Origin of the sequence: Streptomyces sp. NPDC056160 (assembly GCF_042268205.1) — a bacterium.
Classification (GTDB): Bacteria; Actinomycetota; Actinomycetes; order Streptomycetales; family Streptomycetaceae; genus Streptomyces.
In genome coordinates, this window is sequence record NZ_JBHJUW010000015.1 from 20,264 (window position 1) to 39,994 (window position 19,731).

The window sequence follows — 19,731 nt, forward strand, 5'->3', positions numbered from 1 at the left end:
GCCGCCTGCTTGACCAGCGGGCCGATCTCGGCGTCCGGGGCCCGGTGGCGGCGGGCGGTCCACAGCGCCCTCACCGCCCCGACCACGCCGTCCCGGCTCTTCGGTGTGCCGGTGACCCGGCCGGACAGCACGGCCGTTGCAGCGGGGTGGGCGGCGATCGGGTCGGACTTAGTTTTCAGCCGCCGCGTCTCGCGGTCCGGACGGTCACGCCCACCACGGCGACACCGGCCGCAGCCGCCACCCGGGCGAGCCCGGCGCCATAGGTGCCGGAGTCCCCGCCCACGCCGGGCGGGGTGCTTGATGGTGATACCCCGGATTCAGTCACCCTTTGTAAGCTGTGGGTGCTCACGCGGCCCTTCAAAGACAGCCGTGCCCTTGCGGCCGAGGCGACGGCCGTTGAGGGATGGGACGGTGGCGTGCCCAGTGGTGGCGAGGACGGCGCGTCCGCTGTGCTTGCCGTCGTAGAGGGCGGCGTCGGCGGCCCTCTGCAGCACAGTCAGGTCGAGGGAGCCGACCGAGGTCGGGGCCGCGGCACCGACCGAGGCGCCGACGTCGACGGTGCGGCCGTCGGCCAGGGTGACCGGCGTGTGCAGCATCTGGACCAGCTGCTCCAGGCGCTGCGCGCGGCGGTCGGCCTTCAGCTCGAGGACCACGGCGAACTCATCGCCCCCGAGCCTGCCGACGGCGGCACGCGGGCCCGCCCATGCGGTGAGCCGGGCCCCGATCGCGGCGAGGATGGTGTCGCCCACCTCGTGTCCGAGGCCGTCGTTGATCTCCTTGAACCTGTCGGCGTCGACCATGATCACGATCGTGTCGTCGCCACGCTGGGCAAGGATCCGGCGGGCGCGGACGGTGTAGGCGTCGCGGCGCAGCAGCCCGGTCAGCGGGTCCTTGTCCGCGCGGGCGAGTTGCTTGAGCAGCACCGTCGCGTGGACGGCCCAGCCAGTCAGCGGGATGGCGGCGGCGGTGATCAGGAGTGTTCGTGAGCTGATCCGGCCCCGAACACGCAGGACATAGTCCATACTGAGGATCTCCCTCTCGTCTCGTACGAGTTGGGTGGGCCCGGGACAGGCGACTGGTTTGGACGCCTTGCGCGCCTGTCCCGGGGCACAGCTACAGCGCGAAGTCGCCGCGGCTGTGGGTCCAGCTGAGGGGGTTGTGCCATGGGCCGGCCGTGGCGGCGGGCCACTCCAGTTCCCAGCCGGGGCGCAGTCCGCGTGCGGTCCACCGCTCCGGCTGCCCGCTGGTGATCTCGCGTCCGGCCGTGTGCGCGGCGAGGGCCTCGTCGTACGCCTCGTGTGCGCGGCGCTGGGCCGTTTCGGGGGAGTCGACGACGCCGGTGAAGACGTGCACGCCCGTGCGGGCCGGGTTGGTGGTGTCGTGTATCGGGACGTCCTCCCCGGCCCCGGCGGGTGCGGGGTCGGGGTCGGGGTCGGGGCGGCACAGAGTGCGCTCAGCTCGGGGCGAGGGTCAGCCGGCCGTCGCGATGCCGTCGCGCAGATGGGTGCGTGCCCAGGCCAGCAGCGAGCGCTGGTCGCCCGCCGTACCGGTCAGCGCGTCGGTGAGGTAGCCGGCGGCGCGGTCCAGATCCACGCTGGCTTCCTGCCAGGCGGCGTTACTCGCCGAGCCGAGGACGTCACGAACTCGTTCGACCAGGCCGATGAAGTCGGTCGGCGCGAGGTCGTAGGGCGGCTCCTCGCCGATGAGGGCGGCGAGTTCCCGGGCGAAGCAGACGATGACTGCGGTGAACCTGTCCGTGGATGCGTCCACCGGCACGGTCGGGGTGGGCGGGAAGGTCGGAACGGTCATGAGGGGACTCCTGGTTCAGTGGTCGGGGTGAAGCGTGATGGGGAGGCGCAAGTGACCGGCGCTGGTGTGGACGGTGCGGCGATGCGCGTCGAGACCGGGCCCTGGCCGGGGTGAGCGGATGCGGGTGGGGCCCGTCGGCGCCCGGCTCATTCCCGGCCCGCTTCCTCGTACTGAGTGTTCAGGCCGGCACTCCCTTCGTGGGCGTCGGCCTGGTCGACGGCGTAGGGGCCGCCGTGGACGGTGCAGCAGGTCTCCGGGTCAGGGCCGGCGGCCTTGTAGGCGACGAGGAGGTCGGTCACGGAGTGGACAGGCAGCCACGCGGGCGCGGTGCAGCTCACGTCGTACGGGCATGGAACCAGCAGGTCAAAGACGCCCGTGTGCAGGGCGAGGACCATACGGTCGAGGCCGAGCCGGATCTCGGCGACGCGGCCGCGGCCGCCGAATGTCAGGTCCGGGCGCCAGCGCCACAGCGGCAGCACCTCCGCGCCGAAGACGCGGCGGATCAGCGTCTCGCCGAAGTCGTCACCGTCCCGGTCCGCCTCGCGGCGCCGGTCACTGGCCCGCCGCAGTAGCAGTTCCAGACCGCGGCTGCCGCTGGCGTAGACGACGTCGTCGAACCCCTCGTCGAGTAACTGCGGCATTGCTGCGCTGACTTCGGCGTGCTGGCGTCGTACGACGTCCTCGGGCACCGAACGGTCCGGGCTGCGGCCGGCCTGCCGCTGCACGCACACATCGACCGGCGTCGGGACCACGAACGCGACAGCGGGGACACCGTGACGCCGGGCTGCCTGCACGAGGCGTGCCCTCACGGTGAATTCGGTGTGCGTCGCGTCGAGCACGGTTGTCCGCTTCCGGGCGAGGCGGGCCTCCAGCACGGTGTGCAGGGCGGCGACCGCGTCCCCGGTGGCGCCCTGGTCCCCGGCGTCGTCCGAGACCAGCTCACGGAAGCGGTCGAGCTCCAGGACCTGCGTGGACGGCCAGGTTTTCGCCCAGGTCGACTTCCCGCTCCCGGCCGCGCCGATCATGACGATCAGCGCTGGGTCGCGGGGCGGCGGGCCGATCGGCCGACCGGCGCCGTAGGCGGGGGCCTGGTGTACGGATTCGTGCATGCTGGGGGTGCTCCTTCTTCTGTCAGATTGCGCTCTGGTGGCGGAAGGGGTGGGGCACCGGGACGGCCGGGTTCCTGCGCCAGCGGCCGTCACGGACGTCTCCGCTGCCGTCGCCTGCGCGGGCGGCGGCGGTTGTGGTGGCGCGGACGGTGTCGTCGCGGAGCACGGTCATCTGGTGGCCGTGGCCGACGGCGTCCTCCAGGCGCTCGATGGCCTCGCTCGGCAGCTCGCGGTTGCGGGCGCCGGTCAGGACGCCTTCGAGGTAGAGACGTCAGCGAGGATCCGGCTGCGGACGTCCAGGACGGCGCGCTGGACGTGCAGCCCGGCGTGGTTCTTCGAGGTGGCCAGCGCGGCGTGGTCGGCGGCGGTGGCGTACGCGGTCTCGGACTGCTCGGTGAGCAGCTGGTCGGCCTCTGTGATGTTGCCGTGGACGCGGCGCCGGCCGAGGAGCGCGGCGGCGACGGCGGGCAGGGTTGAGATTGGTGGTCCAAATCCGAAGCTCTTCACCTGGTAGCGCGTGAATGGCTACCAGTGCGATGACGAGGCGGCTGAGTGGAGTCTTCGCCTGATCCATCAGTCCGGCCAGGAGATCGCTGCGCGCGGGCGGTCGTGGCGTCTTGGTAGCGGATGGCCTCGGTGAGCGCGGGCAGCACCGAGGGGCTTTCGAACTCGTCGCCGCCCAGCTCGTAGCGCAGCTCGGCACCAGCGACCCGTACGAGGAACATGGCCGAGCCGTGTGCGGCCTCCCAGCGGTCGGCCAGCCGGTATGCCCGCACCGCGGCCGCTCGGGCGCGGTCGCGTTCCTGCTGGAGCCGTTCGATGATGGGCATGACGGCCTGGACGATCCGGTCGTCACCGGCCTCGACCGGTGCCGCCTCACCGTCCTGAACCGACTGGATCGCTCGCTTGATCCGGCGGCGTAGGACTTCGCGCTCGCCCTCGGGACCAACGACCCCGCCGGGAACATCGGATGCCTCGGCGACGTCGGCCGCGAGCTTGCCGTGCGCCTGGTCCTCGTCGGCCCACACGATGTGGGTTCGACCGCCGTGGCCGCTGATCTTCTCGAACGGCTCCGTCCCCGGGTTGTGCCACACCTCGGTCTTCGGCTCGTTCATCGGCGGCCGGTCCAGCCAGTGGGTGACGGCCCAGCCATCGGAAAAGCAGACGCCCTCGGCGACGATGCCCTCGCCGGAGATGCCGGTGACGTCCTCGTTCCGCTGGACGATGAAGGTATGCGGGAAGGTACGTATGTCAGCCACAGGGCTCCTTCGGGTGGGTGGTGGTGCCGAGCGCGGCGATGGCCCGGCAGTCGGCAAGGTCTCGGCAGCGTTCGCGGTAGGCGTCGAGCGCAATGGTGGCGCGGGCGGTGACGGCATGGACGGCGAGCCCGAGGCCGGTCACCAGCACCAGGCCGAGCAAGGTGGTGAACCCGCCGAGCGCGGCGACGATCATGACCTGATGTGTGGTCAGGACGGCCATCAGGTGCCACCTCCAGCGGGACGCACGCAGGGGCGGTAGGCGAAGTCGTCGCAGCTGCCGTACGGGCAGTCGAAGAGCGGAGGTTGGAAGCTCACGCTGGCGTCTCGCGCTCTGCCTGCTGCCCCTCGGTTTTGCATGCCTCGCAGTAGGCAGTACGCCTGTCGGGTGTGAATCGACCGTGTGCAGCAAGGTCGTGTCCGTGCACACCATGGTCCTTGCGTTCTCGGCCTCCGAGGACGCGGCGCAGCGGCTCGCGCAGACGGAGCCGGCCGGGTTCGTCTCTACGTGGGCCGGTGCGGCGCAGTGCTGCACGCCGCATTCGGACTTCATGTAGCCGCGGGGCTGCCGCCCGGAGTGGAGGGTGAAGGCGATCCCGGCGGGGCTGTACGACCGCTCCTTGTACCGCATGACCGGGTGCTGACCGCTCCGACGCGCTCGCCGCACCACTTCAGATGACCGCCTCCAGCGAACGGGTCAGGGTGCGCCACTTCTGCTCCAGCGTGAGCGGCTGCGGCACGACGCCCGGCAGGTCCAACTGGCGCCGGATTCCGTCGACGCGGCGTCCGAGGCGCGCGACGGCCGACTGAAGCGCGCGGACACGCTGAACGGCCGGGACGCTGAGGGCCATGCACCGGGCGATGTCCACGTCGCTGACACCGGACGCCCACAGGGCGTAGATCCGGCGCTCCTGCGCGGTCCCAATGGCTGGGGCCCTGGGCTGCTGCGGGTGGAGCACGCGGGCCGGGACCGCGCCGGCGCCCGGCGTGGGGCCCCGCAGTCGGGTTCGGCGGCGCCGCGGTTCTTCCGGTCGCGCTTGACCTTGCCGCTCCAGCACTTGGAGTCGATCGGCTCGTCCAGCCACAAGTGCCGCAGCAGCGCGAGGTGCCGTCGAAGTTCACCAGTTCGGCGTCGCCCTGGTGATGTGAGGCGTCGGCGTCGAGGCGGTGTCGCTCCACGTAGGTGAGGCCCGCCACGACTCCGTCACGCTGATGGCGGTGCAGGCCGTGCTCCACCGTCTTCACGCGAGCGAGGCACTGGGAGCGGACGGGGCAGCGCGCGATGCAGATGGTGCGCGCCTCATGCTCCTGGTCCTCGTCCTCGAACACCTCGGGGTCGACGTCGCGGCAGGCCATCTGTTCCATCCAGTCGAGACGGCGGACCGCGGTGTCGGGGACGGCTCTGGTGCAGGCCATGGCTCACTCCGCTGCGGGCGTCGTCGTGGCGGCCGCAGCGGGCGTCTTGCTGCCCTTCGGGGCTTTGCGGATGGTTGCCTCGGGGTCGCGGCGACGGACGGCGTCCATCAGGTGCGGGGAGACGCGGAAGCGGACCCTCTGGTGGGCGGGCACGCAGACCGGCTTGTCGGTCCTCGGGTCGCGGGCTTTCCGCGGAGCCGCGGGGTACGACAGCCAGGTGCCGAAGTTGGTGACCGCCACGTCGTGGCCGCCAGCCGCGGCGCGAGCGATCACGTCGAACGTGGCCATCACGACCTCGTGAGCCTTCGGGAGCGGGATATCGCAGTCGGCGGCAATGACTGCGATCAGCCGACTGGTGGTCAGGCGGGCGTCAACGGGCGTGGGCTTCTTCACGAGGTGCTCCTGGCAGGTGTGATGCGGGGCGCGGGCAGATGTAGGGATAGCCCCTCTTGCAGAAGGGGCAGACCATGGCCTTCTCCTTTGGTGGTGCCGCCCGCCGCCGGGCCGGTGTCATCCGGGCGGCGGGCGAGTCTCATGTGCCGGCGCTCGTACGAGTCGAGGCGGCGGGCGTGCTGCCGAAGGGCTGGTCGGAAGCGAACCGAGCGCCCACGGTGTGCTCGCGCGCTTCGCGGTGGGCGCCTTCGTTCACGGCCTGGAGGTCGGCGAGACGTTGTTCCAGGGCGCGGTTGCGCGCTGCGGCGGCCAGCTGGACGCGGAGCCGGTTGGCCTGGGCGTCCCTCGCCGGGTACGCCAGCGGCGGACGAAGCTGGGCGCGGTCATTCGGACCTGTCGAAGGGCTGGGAGAAGTCGTCCAGGGACTTGGTCAGGCAACCGGCGAGGGACGACCGGTAGTCCTGTGTGGCCCGCTCGGCCGGGGCCACGTAGCAGACCCACAGGTCGACGCCGTCCTGCGTGACCTGGGCGCGCTCGCGGAAGGAGCTGGCGGGCTGGTAGGCGGGGATGCCCTCACCGGTCCGCACCCGGAGCGACGCGGACATGGCGCTGGCGCCACTGCTGTACGTCCCGGTGAGCACCCGTTGGCCGGGCAGCTGCCGGACCTGCCGGGCGGCCTACTGGTGGTCGACCCCGGCCTTGATGACGTGGCCGCTCACTGCTCGCCACCTCCCAGGCAGGCGGGCAGCTCGACCTGGTGCTCGCGCAGAGTCCCGGTCTTGACGTCGTAGTCCTGTGCGCGGGCCCAGTCCGCCCGCGGGAACGCCTTCTGGATCAGCCGGACGATCTTCTCGCGCCGGTCGGCGTCGAGCGGCACCTCACGGTGCCCAAAGGGAAGGTTGGGGTCGACGGCGAGCGCCAGAGCGCACCAGCGGTAGCCGGTGTCCCAGACCACTCGGGTGATCCGAACCTCGGCGACGTCGCGGCCGACGACGCGCCGCAGGTCCTCCCGCAGAACGATCCGGAGCGACTCGTCGGCGGTGTGCTCAACGGGGGCGGCGGTGCTCATGCTGCGCCGCCGGCGGGGTGGCAGCAGGCGCGGACGTCGTCCATGAGCCGCCGGTAGGCGGCGAGCACGTCCGGCGGCCAGCGGTGCTCGGGCGCAGGATGGGCCTCGTGGAAATGGCGGTCGCACACGGCGAGGAGGGCGCGCTGGGAGTGGCGCAGCCGGAAGGTGGCCCGCCAGGTGTTGACGCGGGCAAGGGGTGGTGCTGGGTGGTGCGACGGCTGATGTGCAGCAGTGCGGTCATCGCCATCGCCTCCCTTCGGTCAGTCGGATTCGGGATTCTGGAGGGCCGCGCGTACGGCGGCGGCCCCGCGGTGTGCGGCCTCGGGCCCGGGGAGGCGCCGGCGCAGGCGCCACGGCTCCGGGTGGGCGGCGAGCAGGTCGGGCGGCTCGGCGCCGGGGTCGGCGATCATCTGGGCGACGGCGACCAGGACGCGGCCCCAGGTCATATCCTCGGTGCGGGCCTGGGCGAGGACGTCGCGGAGCTGGTCGACCGACCAGTCCGGCCGGCTAACCGCGGCGAGGTCGAACAGTTGCGCTGTGGCCGGGCGTGGCACGTCCGTCATCGCATGCTCCTCAGCAGGTCGGTGGGCAGTCGGCAGGGCTGGCACAGGCCGCTGGTGAGCGGCTGGCGGGACGGGGCGCCGCAGGCTTCGCACTCGTGCCAGCGGCTGGGGGGCCGGGGACCGGAGGGCTGGCAGGCCGGCCGCTGGCCGTCCACGGCGCGGAGGTGGGCGCAGACCTCGCAGGGGGCGCCGGTGCGCCAGATCCGGCCGGACTCGCAGCCGGTGAGCCCACAGCCGCGTCGTACGACGGCCGCACCCAGCAGCCACCGGCCCGGGTCGCGGATCGGCTCGGCGGACATCAGCGCGGCGGCGTACCGGTGGCCGAGGCGCTGCCGGACGCGTTCCAGCTCCTGCCCCTCGTCCAGCTGCCGTCCGACCGCCCGCGCCACCTCGCGGACCACGTACGGCGACAGCCCCGGCAGCAGTTCGTGGACAGGTTCGAGGACTCGCCAGATCCGCGGAGCGAGGGTCAGCTCGGGACCTGCGTACCCGCGGCGAACCGGCGGCGGCTCCGTCGGGTTTTCCACAGGGCCTCGTGCTACTACCTGCTCTCGCCTACGGCGGATGTCCAAGGCGGCAGCGGGCGGATCATCCGGTGAGTCAGTCAGGTGGTGTTCCCTAGACGCAAGGGACCCCTCACCAAGATCCGCACCCGATCCCCCATCAAGATCCGCAGTGAGAGGGGCCCGCACCGGCTCGTCGTTCACGGTGTAGAGGTGGCGGCCGCGGTACCCCGCCCGTCGGTCGACGCTGATCCACCCCAGGTCTTCGAGGGCCCGGAGGATACGGCGCACCGAGCGTGGATCGAGGGGCTGGCCGGCGTTCTTCCCAGACCGGTGCCGCAGCACCTGACCCAGTTCGGCAAGGGTGACGCGGTGGCCGGTTGCCGTGGCGTACGCGAGGGCTGCATAGGCGCGCAGCTGGCGGGGGTTGAGCGCCTCGGCCGCCCGGGTCGGCACCCACGCGCCGTGCTCGGCCCGGCTGGCTGCGCGCACGCGGCGTACGGCCGTCGTCCCGGTGCCGCCGGACAGCGTGCGCCGGTAGCTGGTGACCTCGACGACATCGTCGTCCGGGGCCGGGCGCATCAGCTGGGTCAGGGCCCGCTCCACGGTCGACCGGGATATGCCGAGGAGCGCGGAGAGGTAGGCGACCCCCGCCTCGCAGCCGGTCTCGCGCCGCTCCAGAGCAGCGACCTTCGTGTACACGGACACCGCGGCGTCGCTGTAGAAGCCGATGACGATGCGCAGCGGCACACGGACTCGCTGCGGCATGGGGTTCACCTCCCTTCAGGGACAGTTGATGGATCAGGAGCGCTTCGTGGGCGCTCATGGGAGTCAGCGGTCGGGGGCGTGATCGCTGGCCGTGTGCAGGACGGCGGCGAGGGTCTGGAGTTTGTGCCGGGACTCGCTCATCGTGAGGTCGTTCATGTGAACCAGACGGGCAGCGCGCTCGCGCCAGTGGGCGGGGCCGGCGCGAAGCCGGGCGGTCTCGCCCACTGGCGCGAGCTGGCCACCGGTGAGCCGGAAGGTGGAGTCGGACAGCCCCAGCTGCCCGTCGTCATCGAACGTGCCGTGTGCGGTGCACTGGAGGTGCAGGAAGCGGAGGGCCTCCCGGATGCTGTCCTCCTGCACCTGGGTCGGCAGCTTGGTTGGTGATCGTCTCGGGAAGCCGCTGAGGTCGTAGGAATGCTCGTCGCTGTAGTCGATTCCGACCCGCTCTGCGGCCCGTCGGACGGCCTCGTCCTGCCCACTGCTGTGGACGACCTTGACGCCGTTCGCTCGCATCCGTCCGACCGCGTGCAGGGGGGCAGAGATCGTCGTCTGCATAGGTGTAGCCGACGACTGCCCCGTTCAGCCCTCCTGCTTTTCGGCGCTGAACTTGATCCACGAGCCCTGGAAGGCGCCGAACTCCGCGCCGTCCTTGAGGCGCATCGATCCGCGCGTCCCGGCGACGAGCCAGCCCACGTGCCGGATGCCGTGCTCTGCGGTCGCCTCGACCAGGCGGTGGTAGCCGATCAGGCCGCCGAGCTTGGTCAACTGAGCTGCCTTCAGCAGCAGGGCCTCATCGACCGGCGGGAAGACGTCCCGTTCCAGGTGCTCCCAGATGAGCCTGGTCAGGTCACCTATATGCTCGTACGTGGGCCGCGGCGTCCGGAACCCACACACGCACATTCCGGCGTAACCCTCATAGAACGGCAGCCACTTGAACCTGTGGATGCCTGGCTCCGCAGCGTCCATGTTCATCTGCGTCTTCGCCTCGCGGGCCCATCGCGTACCAGGAAGGTCGCCATCCATGCCCACCTCGGTAATCCTTGGCATTGAATTACGCCCCCCCCTTTTTCCCGAATTGCATATTTTCCCTTACGCACGGCACGCTCGTAGAGAGAGCGCAGCGTCCATCCGACGCGCGCATGACGTGCCGTAGAGCTCTTGGGATCAACTCCGTTGACCTCCGGGGTAGCGCGGCACTTCGAACCGCAGCGCCAGCGTGGACGCTCGGCCGCCGCAGTATGCATGGTCAGCCTTGTACGTGGTGATGGCAGTATCCTCAATGATGAAATCGTCACCTTCCAGTGGCCATGTGTACCGGCTCGTCGCTCCCTCGACTGGATTCATCCTCACTTCGGATTCACTGACTCCGGCAACGCTCAGTCGCCCCCGGAATCCGTTGGCCTCGTGACTGGTCCAGTGCACGATCCAGCCCGGCTGGACAAGCGCGATCAGTTCCCGGAGCCTATCCATGTTTCCGGGGAAGATGACGTTTGCACCAGAGACCCTGGCGGAGGTCTCTTTGACTCCCGGCTCAACGAACAGCGGGCGATAGGGAACACTAAGATCCGGAAATTCCACCCCAGTCGGCATCTGACCGGCGTTCGGTCCCGGTTCGACACCCCCGAACGGAACCAGAATAGGGGGAGCCGAGACACGCTCCACCTCATAATGGCCAGAATGCTTGTGACCATCCCCATAGCGGACCCTGGCGATCCCATACACAGCCTCACCCTTCACTCTACTCGTACGCGGAGACCCGTGAGAGGCCGCTTTTCGGTTTGCATAACGGTTTCCCTTCCCGATTCTTGCGGTTCAGCGCCCCATTCGGGGATCGAACGGTGACGCCGATGCCGATGGAACTCAGCCACAAGCCAGCCGCGCGGCCCGCGACCAGCTGCCCATACGGAAGCGGATGGTGGTGGCCGGCGGGACATCGCCCGTCAGGTCCGCCGGATTCTTACGCCATGTCTCATAGGCCGCTAGCGTCGTGGATCCCGTCTCCCTCAGGCACTGCCGGATCGCGGCAATGAGCTGCTCCTGGGTCCACTTCGTCGTCACAGTCTGGAGCTGCTGGGGTTGTTCGTTCACGGCGAGGCCCGCGAGTTCCAGCGCGCAGTTCCAGCTGCCGAAGCGACGCTCGTAGAGCGAAGCTGATGGATCGGTGCCCCTGCGGCGCCGCGCGAAGGTGCGACGCCCCAGGGTTCCCTCCCCTTGCGCCAGGCGGACAAGCACGTACAGGAGTTGCTGGTCGGTGTAGACGACCGGCCCGGCCTTCGTGGGCGCAGGGATGTGCACAGTAGTCACAGTCATGATCGGTCCTATCTCCCGGTCTCGCCGGTGGTGGCCGGTGCAGAAGCAAGAGCAGTCATGGTGAGCAGTCCCTCGCGGGGTGGGGCGAGGAGCCAACGAACAGCCGCCCGCCAGGGAGGCCACCCGCAGCCGACACGCGCATGACGTGTCACAGAGCCCTCCGGATCAACTCCGTTGATCCTCAAGCGCCAGATAGACCCGCAGGCACCCTGCGTGCCCGAGCCCCGTACGGCGTGCTCTCTTCCCCCCTCTCTCCTTGCGGCATTCTGACTCATCGACAACCGTTACTCAATAGGCGCTCAGATAGAGCGCCTCAAAGACCAGTCGATCCAACAGGACTGGATGTCGACAGGAGAGGCGAGGGAAGAGATGGCGAAGACCTGGGGGACGAGGAGGGCGGGGGTCTCTGCTGCAACATCGGTTGTGGCCGCGGGGGTTGCCCTCGTCGGATGTTCCGGCAACGGCTCAACCGGGGCACAGCCGCCATCCACTCCGAGGCCGACTTCGAGCACCGCCGAGGTCTCCGGCAAGGCCCTCGGTGAGGCGCTGGACAAGCTTGTCCTCCATGAAGCCAACGGCTCCGGTAAGGACGGAGGGGACTGTTTGGCTGCCGCCGTGCGGAAGGCCGGTATGTCGTAACTGGCGCTGGTCTACTTGGCCAAGACCGGCGACGACAACACCGGGTCGGTCATTGACGGTCTGGACGAGGCGAGCAGAGACGATGCCGCACTTCTGGTCTCACGGTCGCTGCGCGAGGACTTCGACGCGTGCGTCGACATGACTGTGCCACCGAGTGGCAACAACCTTCCTACGTCGCAGAGTTACACGGCGCCGACGGTGACGTCGAAGCCCGCGGGGGCCAAGCTGGACCTGAAGCCGGCTTACCCGATCCGTGCGGATCAGCCTGTCAACTCGTCCATCGAGCTCATCAAGGGTCTGATCTCCATGTTCTCCTCGTACGCTCGGGACGAGGGTCAGCGGAAGACCTACGCAGCGGCCGGCAAGTGCCTGTCGACCTTGGTGTACAGCGCGGGCTTCAGCCAGAAGACGCTGCACTTCTTGGCCGGCGGCGCGGCTCTGGGTGCCGGGTCGATCGTCGAGCACCTGTCGAACGACAAGGACAAGACGATCTGGCAGTCACCGAGGTTCACCCAGGGAATGATCGACTGCACAACGAATGCGATATCGACTCCCACGCCTGGCTCCTGAGCGGGAATCCCATCCGGTACAGGAGAGAACCCGATGTGACGTGCCGAACCGGGTCCTCTTCTCTTCTCGTCGTTACGCGAAGGTGGGTGTGGTCCGCAGCAGGCGACTCCGATCGAGGGCGCAGGGAAGGAAATCGGGCAGGGCCACTCACTGCGGTGATGCGTCGCCAGGAGGGAAACCGGCCGGGTGAGACTGCGACTCAACTGACGTTCGAGCCCTGACTCGGAGAGTACAGACTCAAGGAGTAGATACAGCTTACTCAGTAGCGGCTGATACGGTGTCTTCATAGATCAGTCTAATAACGTGGGGAGAAGCCGCGCATGGCCACCACGCAGGCGTCGGAGAAGACGACTCAGCCCGTGCACGGCACGAAGAAGAAGCCGTCGGGCACGAAGCGGGGCAGGAGTAGTGGCCGCCAGGGCATGTTCGTCCGGCTGAGTTTGGACGACAAGCAGCGCGCGGAGTACTGGGCTGACAAGCGCGGGTTCTCCTCGGTGAACGAATACGTGGCCGAGGCGGTGGTCGAGAAGATCCGGCGCGAGAACCTCGACTACGACCTGCCGACCCTGGAGATTGCTCGGCTCAACGAGCTTGTCGATCAGGTCGCGGCGCTGGCGAAGAACTCGGCGAACCTCGAGCGCGTCGTCACCACGGGCTTCGACTCCCTCATCGGGCTCACCCGCGGCGACAACTACCTTCTGGACGACGAGGACGGTGAGCTCGTATGAGCCGGGACTTCGCAGAGATATTGGAAGCGGCCACACCCACCGCCGAGGTGATGGAGGTGGACACGTCCTTCCTCGACGCCTACCGGCGCGGCGGGAGCGAGGAGCTCAAGCGCGTCCGGGTTCAGGCGACACAGCCTGAGTCTGAGGTGGCAACGCCCCAGCCGGAGGCGCAGCTTGATGAGGCCGGTGACGTCGACTTACAACCCGAGGTTGAAGGTCTGCAGGCTGATCTCGATGAGGACGGCGCAGAGGATCGCCTGGACCTGGAGCCGGACTACGAGCGCGGCGCCGGCGACTCCGAGCGGGCCGGCGGATCCAACCAGCGTGGTGGTGACGGCGGTGGACAGGGAGGAACTGCCGGGGTGCTCCCGGGCGGTGCGGCCGATGCTGTTCCGGCTCCCGGGGCACAGCCAGACGTCGAGGACGCTGCCGCGGCGGAAGTCACTTCTCACGACGTCGTCGCCACACCGGATGAATCCGAGCATGTAACGCCCGGCTCGCTCCAGCTCACCGACCATCAGGACGCGGTGCAGAGTGCGGCATTCCAGGGTGGCTCGGGCAGCACAGCCGAGACCGCCACGCTCCCCCAGTCGGGCTTCCGGCTCGCCGGCGTGCAGAGCCAGCCGCACATCAAGGCACTGCCCGAGAACATTATGAACGCGCTGCGCGAGCAGTTGCGAGCCGCCGCAGTCCGCGAGCTGGGCGTGAGCGACAGCGCTGCTCGGGAGTTCAGCCAGCGGCTGAGCCAGGGCACGCTGGTGACGGCGTTCCTGCTAGCGCAGCTCGACCTGCACCTTGACGCCGATCCTGCCACCGAGCGTGCCGTCGAGCTGTTCCGCTCCCGCGACCCGCTGCTGGGCAGCGTGGTGGCACGCCTGGCGAACATCGAGGCCGCTGAACGCGAGCGGGACGCGTTGCTGCGCAAGCTGCGCGACGAGTTGGGCGAGGTGCGCCAGACCAGCGCGGTGATCGAGCAGGCGCTGGCGTACTCCATCGCCGACCGTACGGAGAACTTCCTGCGGGGCTCGCACAACCTCCACGACGCGCCGATCACGCACAAGGAGGCGATCTACCTCCGGGACAAGGCCCGGGAGGCGACCAGGAAGCAGCTGAGGCTCGAACGCGAGCGGGATGGACGGCCGATTCGATGACCACGACGAGCAAGACGTGCGGCAAGGGTCTGGGCCTCCGCGCCCAGGACCCGGTGTACCTCGGCCTGTACTGCACTCCGCGGTGTGCGGGTATGGCCGCGCCGGCCTCGTGCCCCGAGGACGCGCCGCGCGGATGCCGGACGCAGCGCGAAGGAACGTGGGTCTTTAAACGCCGCTACCGGAGCGAGCAGGAGATCCCCGCGAAGCTCCGGGAAGACGCGTCGACGAGCTGGTACTGGTGCGAAGAGAACTGTGGCGCGGTCCATCTCGGCCATACGCGCATGGGCGAGCGGGAGAGGTTCCGGATGTTCGAGGACCTCGCCGCGGACCTGCCGGATCTGCTGATCAAGCTCAGGGGTCAGGCCACGTGCAAGCAGGTCGCCGAGGTGGCCGGCGTACGGCCCATCCGACTGAAGGAGCTGGAGGAAGGCCTGAAGCACCCGGAGGGACTCGAGACTCTCGGCAAGGTGCTGCGGGTGTACCGCGTCCGGCCCGGCGTGGCGTTGCCGACTGGGCGGTGACAGCGCTCGGCAGATGGCGACCCGAGAAGCACAGCTCCTCGGGTTCTTCTCTTTTTTCACGAGCCGCGATTGCTCGAACAGCGTGCCGGCGCCGGCCTTCTTTGCATGATCCTTACACCATTCGAATCCCTTTCAGTCCCCTTTAGACTCTCATGCAATCACCCTTTTCGAGTAGGCTCGTACTCGTTTCCGAGTCGCCGAGGAGAAGGAGTCGACATGGTTGCGATCGTGGTCGCAGAGAAGCCGAGCGCAGCGAGGAACATGGCCAGCGCCCTCGGTGGGACGAGGGGCAGCTACAAAGGCACGGCCTACGAGGTGGCGAGCCTGAGGGGTCATCTCTACGAGTTCGCCCAGCCGCACGCGATGGTGGACTCCTCGCTCGCGGACGCCTATCAGAAGTGGGACCTGGGCAATCTGCCGTGGAACCCGCAGGATCTTTCGTGGAAGCGCGAGCCGCAGAAGAACGTCGCAGACGTCATCAAGGCTCTGCGTGCGGCGCTCGGCCGCGGTGCCGAGATCGTCATCGCCACGGACCTGGATCCGTCCGGCGAGGGCGACCTGCTCTTCTGGGAGGCGATCGACGAACTCGGCTTCCACGGTAAGAAGTTCAGCCGCATGGAGTTCACCGATGAGTCGAAGGCGTCAATCCAAAGGGCCTTCGAGCAGCGCCGGCCGGTGAAGTCCATGCAGGACGAGGGCGATTACCGCAAGGCGATGTACCGCTCGCAGTGGGACTTCCTCTCGATGCAGTTCACCCGTATCGCCACGGCGATGGGCCGCCAGTCCGGTCAGGACCTTGTGCTACGCCAGGGCCGGCTGAAGTCGGCGATGGTCTCTCTCGTCGGCGACCAGCAAAAGGCCTACGACGCGTACGTGAAGAGGCCGTTCTTCCAGAACCGCTTCCGCGACGAGAACGACGTCATGTACACGAACCCTGATGAGCCGCGGTTCGACCAGCAGGGCCAGGTGCCACAGCGGTACGGCCCCTCCCCTGTCGTCCTGGACAGCAAGGCGGGCCGGAAGACCGGCCCGCCGAAGCTGCTCGACCTCGCTTCCTTGTCCTCGATGCTCGTCGGCAAGGGTGTGAAGGCGAACCTGACGCTCTCGACCTACCAGAAGATGTACGAGGACCAGGTCGTCTCGTACCCGCGCACGGAGGACAAGACGATCACGCCCGAGCAGTTCAAGGACCTCGCCCCGCTGGTCGACAAGATCGCCGCCGTGGTCAGCGTCGACGCTGGGCTTCTGACGCGCCGCCAGCCCCGGTCCACACACGTGAAGCCCCAGGGCGCGCACGGCGCGAACCGTCCAGGCCTGAAGGTGCCTTCTTCGCTGGACGAGGTCGAGCACAAGTACGGCAAGGCCGGACGGCTCATCTACGAGATGCTCGCGAAGAACTACCTGGCCATGCTCGCCGAGGACTACTTCTACGAGCAGCAGAAGGGCCACGTGGAGAAATACCCGGACTTCGTCGGCATCGCCAATGTGCCCAAGAGCCCCGGCTGGCGGGCCGTGTTCGATCCGGACGCCGGCGACGACACGGCCGAAGGCGACGAGAACGAGTCCAGCAAGGGCCTGGGCCAGATCGCGCAGCCGTTCATCTTCGAAGGTGCGAACAAGCGCCCCGAGCATCCGACGATGAAGTGGCTGATGAAGCAGCTGGAGAAGCGCGACGTGGGCACGGGCGCGACCCGCACCTCGACGTACTCGGAGGTCACCAATGGCAAGGCGAAGTACCCGCTGCTGACGGAGAAGGGCCGGAAACTCAGGCTCGCGCAGGCCGGCGGGATGAGCTGGCGGCTCCTGCAGGGCACGCGCATCGGCGACCTCGGGCTCACCGAGAGGGTCTACGCCGACATGCGCGACATCGCCGCCGGGACGGCGACGGCCGAGGAGCGCCTGGCCGTCGTCGCCGACTGGGTGCGCGAGGACATCGCCACGATGGCGAAGAACGCCGCGTCCATGCGCGCCGAGCTGGACCTGAAGGAGCAGGTGGTCGCTACGCGCGTTGAGGGTGTGTGGCAGGCCGCTCCGGGCGGGCCGAAGAAGGTCGCCTTCAGAAAGATCTGGTCGGGCCACGAGTTCAGCGATGACGAGGTGGCGAAGCTGCTGGCGGGCGAGACGATCTCGTTCGAGGCCACGAACAAGGCGGACAAGCCCTTCACGGCCACCGGAGCGCTCGGCGTCGGCGACTTCAAGGGCCGCAAGTTCGTCGGATTCCAGCTGGAGGTGCCGGACAAGCCGACGAAGTGGTCCGGCCGGACGTTCACGCCGGCGGAGGTCACGGCGCTCTTGGCGGGCCAGGCGCTGGAGATCGACAACTTTGTCAGCGCGCGGACCGGTAAGACCTTCGGTTGCAAGGTCAGCTGGGACGCGAAGGCCAAGAAGATCGTCCCCGACTTCGGTTCTGGCGACGAGCCACCGCGGTCCTGGTGCCAGGTGACCTTCACCGATGCGCAGCGCAAGGAACTGGCAGCCGGCAAGACCATCCAGGGCACGGGGTTCGTCTCGGCCAAGGGCAAGACCTTTGACGCGAAGATCGCCTGGAAGGAAGAGGGCGGCAAGAAGAAGATCGTGCCGTTGTTCAGCTGACGCCCGAACGAGCACTGAGGAGCAGCAACGGGTCCCGGACCTGGGGGCCCGCTGCTGCCTTTTCATGACAGCGTCAACAGAGGGATGTGATGTGGACGATGAACGACATCGTGCGGCTGGGAACTTTGCTGGGCCTGATCGGCGATGTCCATGGCGACGCCCCTTTCTTGCGTGACGCGGTGGTGACGCTGTCGGCGTTATGCGATCCGTCAACCTGGTCTAGCGCGAGAGTGTCTCAAAGCGGCGTTGCTGCCTGGCCACGTGACAGGGTCGTGGACCAAGCAGCAACGGCCGAGCTGTCAGGGGCGGGTGGCGACGATGGCCTCGGTGCGTATGACTTTGTCGAATACACCATCGGGATTGAACTCTCGGTGAGAGCCTGCCGCAGATTGCGCTCGAAGTCGTCCTTGACTTCTCTCGGACGGTTCATTCCGGTGCCGGTTCGCCATGACGCCCTCGGAGTACAGGGTCGTCCCCGCGCTGAACTGGATCACTACCGGAGCCGTTACGAGGGGGATCGAGTCCGCGCAGATGTACCGCGTCGGCGAGCAAGAGTGGTGCACCGCCGTGGTCTGCTGGCACCTCGCGGGTCTGGTGAGCAACCAGAGCCCGTCCAGCTATGAGAAGTACCTTGCGGCGGCTGCCTGCGAGTGGACCCGCAACGGTTCTGTTTCGCCCTGACGTTGAGGACGCACGACTCACTGTGTTGCGCGCCGACTTCCCAGCGCCCCTGACCGACGACGAGTTCGCCGATATGCCGATTCAGTTGTTCGAGCAAACCGACGTCGCCCGATTCGCCATCGAAAACCGAATCTGGAACTACTTGGTGAGCCTCCCCGCCCTCGACGAGGACAGGAAGCCCAGGCATCAGTACGACTTCTACACCGGAGCGCTCAGAAATACCCTCGCCCACCTTCAGCACCAGGCCAAGGCGCCGGAAGAGCCGGCCGCCAACTGATCCACTCGCGGATTCCTGCTTGCCGATCCTCCGTCCGTACGCTGCTGCTGCGCCGCCGGGTGGCCGACCGGGTCCGAACGTGCCATCTGCTGCGATGGTTGCGGCCGCCACGCCGCTGAACAGCAGCCCGCAAGACTCGTCAGGCGGCGAACGCGATGTAAGTGCCCACTGTGAGACCAGAGAACGTCAGGAGCTGGCGCGGTTTGAGGCAGGTGAACGCGGCGTGCATCCCGACGCCGGCGACCACGGCATACGGCATCGTCTCCTGCACGAGCAGCGCCGGGGGCAGCACGATCTCCAAGGCGATGACGACGGCCGCGACCAGGCGCCACAGGCAGATGTCGCGGTGGGTGAGGCCGCCCATGGCGCGGCGGACGCCCCCGGGGACGGCGTGCTGACGCCGGTAGGGAAGCTGTTCACGGACCTGGTCGTACACGTGGACCCATTGCGCCAGGTAGAGGCCGCTGCGGAACTGCGGGCTGCGGAGCTTCTGCCAGGCGGAGTTCCAGTAGATGTCCGTGGTGACCAGGACGAGGAGGGCCTGCGCCCAGGTGTTCGCCGTGGTGGAGCCATGGGTGAGGTGCAGGCCAGCGCCGAGGTCGCCGGCGAGCAGGAGGCATCCTCCGGTCAGCAGCGTGTAGCGGACGGCGTTCGGGCTCTTGAGGTACGACAGCTCCATGGCGGCCCCGGCCAGAACGAGCAGGAGCGCCGCCCGAGGCAGGACGCCGGCGGCCAGTGCGACCGCGGCAGCGGCACGCACGATCAGCGCGGGCTGGTAGAGCGTGAGGAGCAGCCGGGCGCGTACCGGGCCGCACCGGGTTTCGGCGAGGTGGGCGCTGAGCGAGCCGTCTGTGAACCGGTGCCAGCCGCCCTGGCCGAAGGAGAGAAGGAACCGCATCGCGACCACGGTGCCGAACACGATACGGAAGATCTGCAGGCGCACTGGATCGGTCGGCTGCTGGAACCCGGAGGCGAGGGCGTCACAGAACCACACGGCTGCCCCTGACCTCGATGCGCTGCTCACCACGGGCGGACAGAACGCGGCCGTGGCCGTCGATCCGTTCGTAGCGGCCGCTGGTGACCAGGTAGTCCAGGATCGTTTGCAGGCGGGGCGGGTTCAGGGTGAACGATCCCGGCGAGAGGTGCTCGTAGACGTTCACCGGCTCGGTCTGTCCCTCCTTGGTGGTGCCGGTCAGGGTGACGACCGTGAAGGTGGCCCGGCAGAACATCTTCCAGCGCATCCAGCGGCCGGGCACGGGCGTGAAGCCGACGATCATCCAAGCCGCCAAAGCGACGAAGACCGCGATCTGGGCAGCGGGCAGCACAGCGTCGGGCATGAGGGAGCCTCCGGAGATCGGGAGGGTGAACGTACGGTC

At 68.5% G+C, this 19,731-nt stretch carries 26 protein-coding genes and 1 pseudogene; 6 read left to right on the top strand and 21 right to left on the bottom strand.

All coding sequences use genetic code 11. The features are described 5' to 3' along the window. Positions 1-317: 317 nt before the first annotated feature. The 19 genes and pseudogenes from ACFC02_RS08025 to ACFC02_RS08115 form a co-directional block, all read right to left on the bottom strand. Complete coding sequence (locus tag ACFC02_RS08025) at positions 318-1,022, bottom strand: GGDEF domain-containing protein (protein ID WP_376353798.1); 705 nt, start codon at positions 1,020-1,022, stop codon at positions 318-320. 91 nt (positions 1,023-1,113) lie between these two features. After that, a complete protein-coding gene (locus ACFC02_RS08030) occupies positions 1,114-1,353 on the bottom strand; it encodes a hypothetical protein (RefSeq protein ID WP_376353801.1) in 240 nt (79 codons plus the stop codon). A 117-nt stretch (positions 1,354-1,470) separates the two neighbouring features. Beyond that, positions 1,471-1,809, bottom strand: coding sequence for a hypothetical protein (locus tag ACFC02_RS08035; RefSeq protein WP_376353804.1), 339 nt, complete (start codon positions 1,807-1,809; stop codon positions 1,471-1,473). A 146-nt stretch (positions 1,810-1,955) separates the two neighbouring features. Then, complete coding sequence (locus ACFC02_RS08040) at positions 1,956-2,918, bottom strand: AAA family ATPase (protein WP_376353807.1); 963 nt, start codon at positions 2,916-2,918, stop codon at positions 1,956-1,958. A 22-nt stretch (positions 2,919-2,940) separates the two neighbouring features. Continuing rightward, positions 2,941-3,090: a hypothetical protein gene (locus ACFC02_RS08045; protein ID WP_376353810.1), complete on the bottom strand. Its 150-nt coding sequence runs from the start codon at positions 3,088-3,090 to the stop codon at positions 2,941-2,943. 74 nt (positions 3,091-3,164) lie between these two features. Next, on the bottom strand, positions 3,165-3,425 hold the full coding sequence (locus tag ACFC02_RS08050) for a hypothetical protein (protein WP_376353812.1): 261 nt from the start codon (positions 3,423-3,425) through the stop codon (positions 3,165-3,167). Further along, positions 3,422-4,177, bottom strand: a complete 756-nt coding sequence (locus ACFC02_RS08055; protein ID WP_376353815.1) for a hypothetical protein — start codon at positions 4,175-4,177, stop codon at positions 3,422-3,424. Before ACFC02_RS08055 ends, ACFC02_RS08050 begins: the two co-directional genes overlap by 4 nt. Then, entirely contained in the window at positions 4,170-4,397 is a 228-nt protein-coding gene (locus tag ACFC02_RS08060) for a hypothetical protein (RefSeq protein WP_376353818.1), read from the bottom strand. The genes ACFC02_RS08055 and ACFC02_RS08060 overlap by 8 nt, the downstream gene beginning before the upstream one ends. 448 nt (positions 4,398-4,845) lie before the next feature. Further along, positions 4,846-5,133: a hypothetical protein gene (locus ACFC02_RS08065; protein ID WP_376353985.1), complete on the bottom strand. Its 288-nt coding sequence runs from the start codon at positions 5,131-5,133 to the stop codon at positions 4,846-4,848. 214 nt (positions 5,134-5,347) lie between these two features. Beyond that, a pseudogene (locus tag ACFC02_RS08070) lies at positions 5,348-5,590 on the bottom strand (WhiB family transcriptional regulator); the annotation flags it as partial. A gap of 3 nt (positions 5,591-5,593) precedes the next feature. Further along, positions 5,594-5,983 carry an HU family DNA-binding protein gene (locus ACFC02_RS08075; protein WP_376353820.1) on the bottom strand — a complete coding sequence of 130 codons (390 nt, stop codon included), beginning with the start codon at positions 5,981-5,983 and terminating at the stop codon, positions 5,594-5,596. A gap of 383 nt (positions 5,984-6,366) precedes the next feature. Then, complete coding sequence (locus ACFC02_RS08080; RefSeq protein ID WP_376353822.1) at positions 6,367-6,588, bottom strand: hypothetical protein; 222 nt, start codon at positions 6,586-6,588, stop codon at positions 6,367-6,369. A 110-nt stretch (positions 6,589-6,698) separates the two neighbouring features. Next, complete coding sequence (locus tag ACFC02_RS08085; RefSeq protein ID WP_376353824.1) at positions 6,699-7,052, bottom strand: hypothetical protein; 354 nt, start codon at positions 7,050-7,052, stop codon at positions 6,699-6,701. Beyond that, the gene (locus tag ACFC02_RS08090; protein ID WP_376353826.1) at positions 7,049-7,180 is read right to left on the bottom strand and encodes a hypothetical protein; all 132 of its coding nucleotides are present in this window, start codon (positions 7,178-7,180) and stop codon (positions 7,049-7,051) included. Before ACFC02_RS08090 ends, ACFC02_RS08085 begins: the two co-directional genes overlap by 4 nt. A 132-nt stretch (positions 7,181-7,312) precedes the next feature. Then, positions 7,313-7,615 carry a hypothetical protein gene (locus tag ACFC02_RS08095; protein ID WP_376353829.1) on the bottom strand — a complete coding sequence of 101 codons (303 nt, stop codon included), beginning with the start codon at positions 7,613-7,615 and terminating at the stop codon, positions 7,313-7,315. Continuing rightward, positions 7,612-8,886 (bottom strand): hypothetical protein, encoded by a 1,275-nt coding sequence (locus tag ACFC02_RS08100; RefSeq protein ID WP_376353831.1) that lies wholly within the window; start codon positions 8,884-8,886, stop codon positions 7,612-7,614. The genes ACFC02_RS08095 and ACFC02_RS08100 overlap by 4 nt, the downstream gene beginning before the upstream one ends. Before the next feature lie 63 nt (positions 8,887-8,949). Further along, complete coding sequence (locus ACFC02_RS08105) at positions 8,950-9,441, bottom strand: hypothetical protein (protein ID WP_376353834.1); 492 nt, start codon at positions 9,439-9,441, stop codon at positions 8,950-8,952. A 24-nt stretch (positions 9,442-9,465) separates the two neighbouring features. Further along, positions 9,466-9,909 carry a hypothetical protein gene (locus tag ACFC02_RS08110; protein ID WP_376353837.1) on the bottom strand — a complete coding sequence of 148 codons (444 nt, stop codon included), beginning with the start codon at positions 9,907-9,909 and terminating at the stop codon, positions 9,466-9,468. An 837-nt stretch (positions 9,910-10,746) separates the two neighbouring features. Next, the gene (locus tag ACFC02_RS08115; protein WP_376353840.1) at positions 10,747-11,196 is read right to left on the bottom strand and encodes a homing endonuclease associated repeat-containing protein; all 450 of its coding nucleotides are present in this window, start codon (positions 11,194-11,196) and stop codon (positions 10,747-10,749) included. Positions 11,197-11,850: 654 nt separating this feature from the next. Here ACFC02_RS08115 and ACFC02_RS08120 point away from each other — a divergent pair. From ACFC02_RS08120 to ACFC02_RS08145, 6 genes are all read left to right on the top strand, one after another. Next, positions 11,851-12,405 (top strand): hypothetical protein, encoded by a 555-nt coding sequence (locus ACFC02_RS08120; RefSeq protein WP_376353842.1) that lies wholly within the window; start codon positions 11,851-11,853, stop codon positions 12,403-12,405. Between the two features lie 320 nt (positions 12,406-12,725). Then, a complete protein-coding gene (locus ACFC02_RS08125) occupies positions 12,726-13,133 on the top strand; it encodes a hypothetical protein (RefSeq protein ID WP_376353845.1) in 408 nt (135 codons plus the stop codon). Then, the gene (locus tag ACFC02_RS08130; protein ID WP_376353848.1) at positions 13,130-14,284 is read left to right on the top strand and encodes a hypothetical protein; all 1,155 of its coding nucleotides are present in this window, start codon (positions 13,130-13,132) and stop codon (positions 14,282-14,284) included. The genes ACFC02_RS08125 and ACFC02_RS08130 overlap by 4 nt, the downstream gene beginning before the upstream one ends. Then, positions 14,281-14,805 (top strand): hypothetical protein, encoded by a 525-nt coding sequence (locus tag ACFC02_RS08135; RefSeq protein WP_376353851.1) that lies wholly within the window; start codon positions 14,281-14,283, stop codon positions 14,803-14,805. The genes ACFC02_RS08130 and ACFC02_RS08135 overlap by 4 nt, the downstream gene beginning before the upstream one ends. A gap of 216 nt (positions 14,806-15,021) precedes the next feature. Then, positions 15,022-17,397, top strand: coding sequence for a DNA topoisomerase (locus ACFC02_RS08140; RefSeq protein WP_376353854.1), 2,376 nt, complete (start codon positions 15,022-15,024; stop codon positions 17,395-17,397). Between the two features lie 703 nt (positions 17,398-18,100). Continuing rightward, entirely contained in the window at positions 18,101-18,355 is a 255-nt protein-coding gene (locus tag ACFC02_RS08145) for a hypothetical protein (protein ID WP_376353856.1), read from the top strand. 139 nt (positions 18,356-18,494) lie between these two features. Here the strand turns inward: ACFC02_RS08145 and ACFC02_RS08150 are convergent, their stop codons facing one another. Continuing rightward, positions 18,495-19,349, bottom strand: coding sequence for a hypothetical protein (locus ACFC02_RS08150; RefSeq protein ID WP_376353859.1), 855 nt, complete (start codon positions 19,347-19,349; stop codon positions 18,495-18,497). Next, entirely contained in the window at positions 19,336-19,692 is a 357-nt protein-coding gene (locus ACFC02_RS08155) for a hypothetical protein (protein ID WP_376353861.1), read from the bottom strand. The genes ACFC02_RS08150 and ACFC02_RS08155 overlap by 14 nt, the downstream gene beginning before the upstream one ends. Positions 19,693-19,731 lie beyond the last annotated feature (39 nt).

Bases quoted from the DNA above. Each gene is read 5' to 3' on its own strand.
- ACFC02_RS08035 (WP_376353804.1), bottom strand. From the start codon at position 1,809: ATGACCGTTCCGACCTTCCCGCCCACCCCGACCGTGCCGGTGGACGCA.
- ACFC02_RS08125 (WP_376353845.1), top strand. From the start codon at position 12,726: ATGGCCACCACGCAGGCGTCGGAGAAGACGACTCAGCCCGTGCACGGC.
- ACFC02_RS08155 (WP_376353861.1), bottom strand. From the start codon at position 19,692: ATGCCCGACGCTGTGCTGCCCGCTGCCCAGATCGCGGTCTTCGTCGCT.
- ACFC02_RS08140 (WP_376353854.1), top strand. From the start codon at position 15,022: ATGGTTGCGATCGTGGTCGCAGAGAAGCCGAGCGCAGCGAGGAACATG.
- ACFC02_RS08115 (WP_376353840.1), bottom strand. From the start codon at position 11,196: ATGACTGTGACTACTGTGCACATCCCTGCGCCCACGAAGGCCGGGCCG.
- ACFC02_RS08085 (WP_376353824.1), bottom strand. From the start codon at position 7,052: ATGAGCACCGCCGCCCCCGTTGAGCACACCGCCGACGAGTCGCTCCGG.
- ACFC02_RS08130 (WP_376353848.1), top strand. From the start codon at position 13,130: ATGAGCCGGGACTTCGCAGAGATATTGGAAGCGGCCACACCCACCGCC.
- ACFC02_RS08045 (WP_376353810.1), bottom strand. From the start codon at position 3,090: ATGACCGTGCTCCGCGACGACACCGTCCGCGCCACCACAACCGCCGCC.
- ACFC02_RS08080 (WP_376353822.1), bottom strand. From the start codon at position 6,588: ATGTCCGCGTCGCTCCGGGTGCGGACCGGTGAGGGCATCCCCGCCTAC.
- ACFC02_RS08040 (WP_376353807.1), bottom strand. From the start codon at position 2,918: ATGCACGAATCCGTACACCAGGCCCCCGCCTACGGCGCCGGTCGGCCG.
- ACFC02_RS08105 (WP_376353834.1), bottom strand. From the start codon at position 9,441: ATGCAGACGACGATCTCTGCCCCCCTGCACGCGGTCGGACGGATGCGA.
- ACFC02_RS08110 (WP_376353837.1), bottom strand. From the start codon at position 9,909: ATGGATGGCGACCTTCCTGGTACGCGATGGGCCCGCGAGGCGAAGACG.
- ACFC02_RS08135 (WP_376353851.1), top strand. From the start codon at position 14,281: ATGACCACGACGAGCAAGACGTGCGGCAAGGGTCTGGGCCTCCGCGCC.
- ACFC02_RS08060 (WP_376353818.1), bottom strand. From the start codon at position 4,397: ATGGCCGTCCTGACCACACATCAGGTCATGATCGTCGCCGCGCTCGGC.
- ACFC02_RS08025 (WP_376353798.1), bottom strand. From the start codon at position 1,022: ATGGACTATGTCCTGCGTGTTCGGGGCCGGATCAGCTCACGAACACTC.
- ACFC02_RS08095 (WP_376353829.1), bottom strand. From the start codon at position 7,615: ATGACGGACGTGCCACGCCCGGCCACAGCGCAACTGTTCGACCTCGCC.
- ACFC02_RS08100 (WP_376353831.1), bottom strand. From the start codon at position 8,886: ATGCCGCAGCGAGTCCGTGTGCCGCTGCGCATCGTCATCGGCTTCTAC.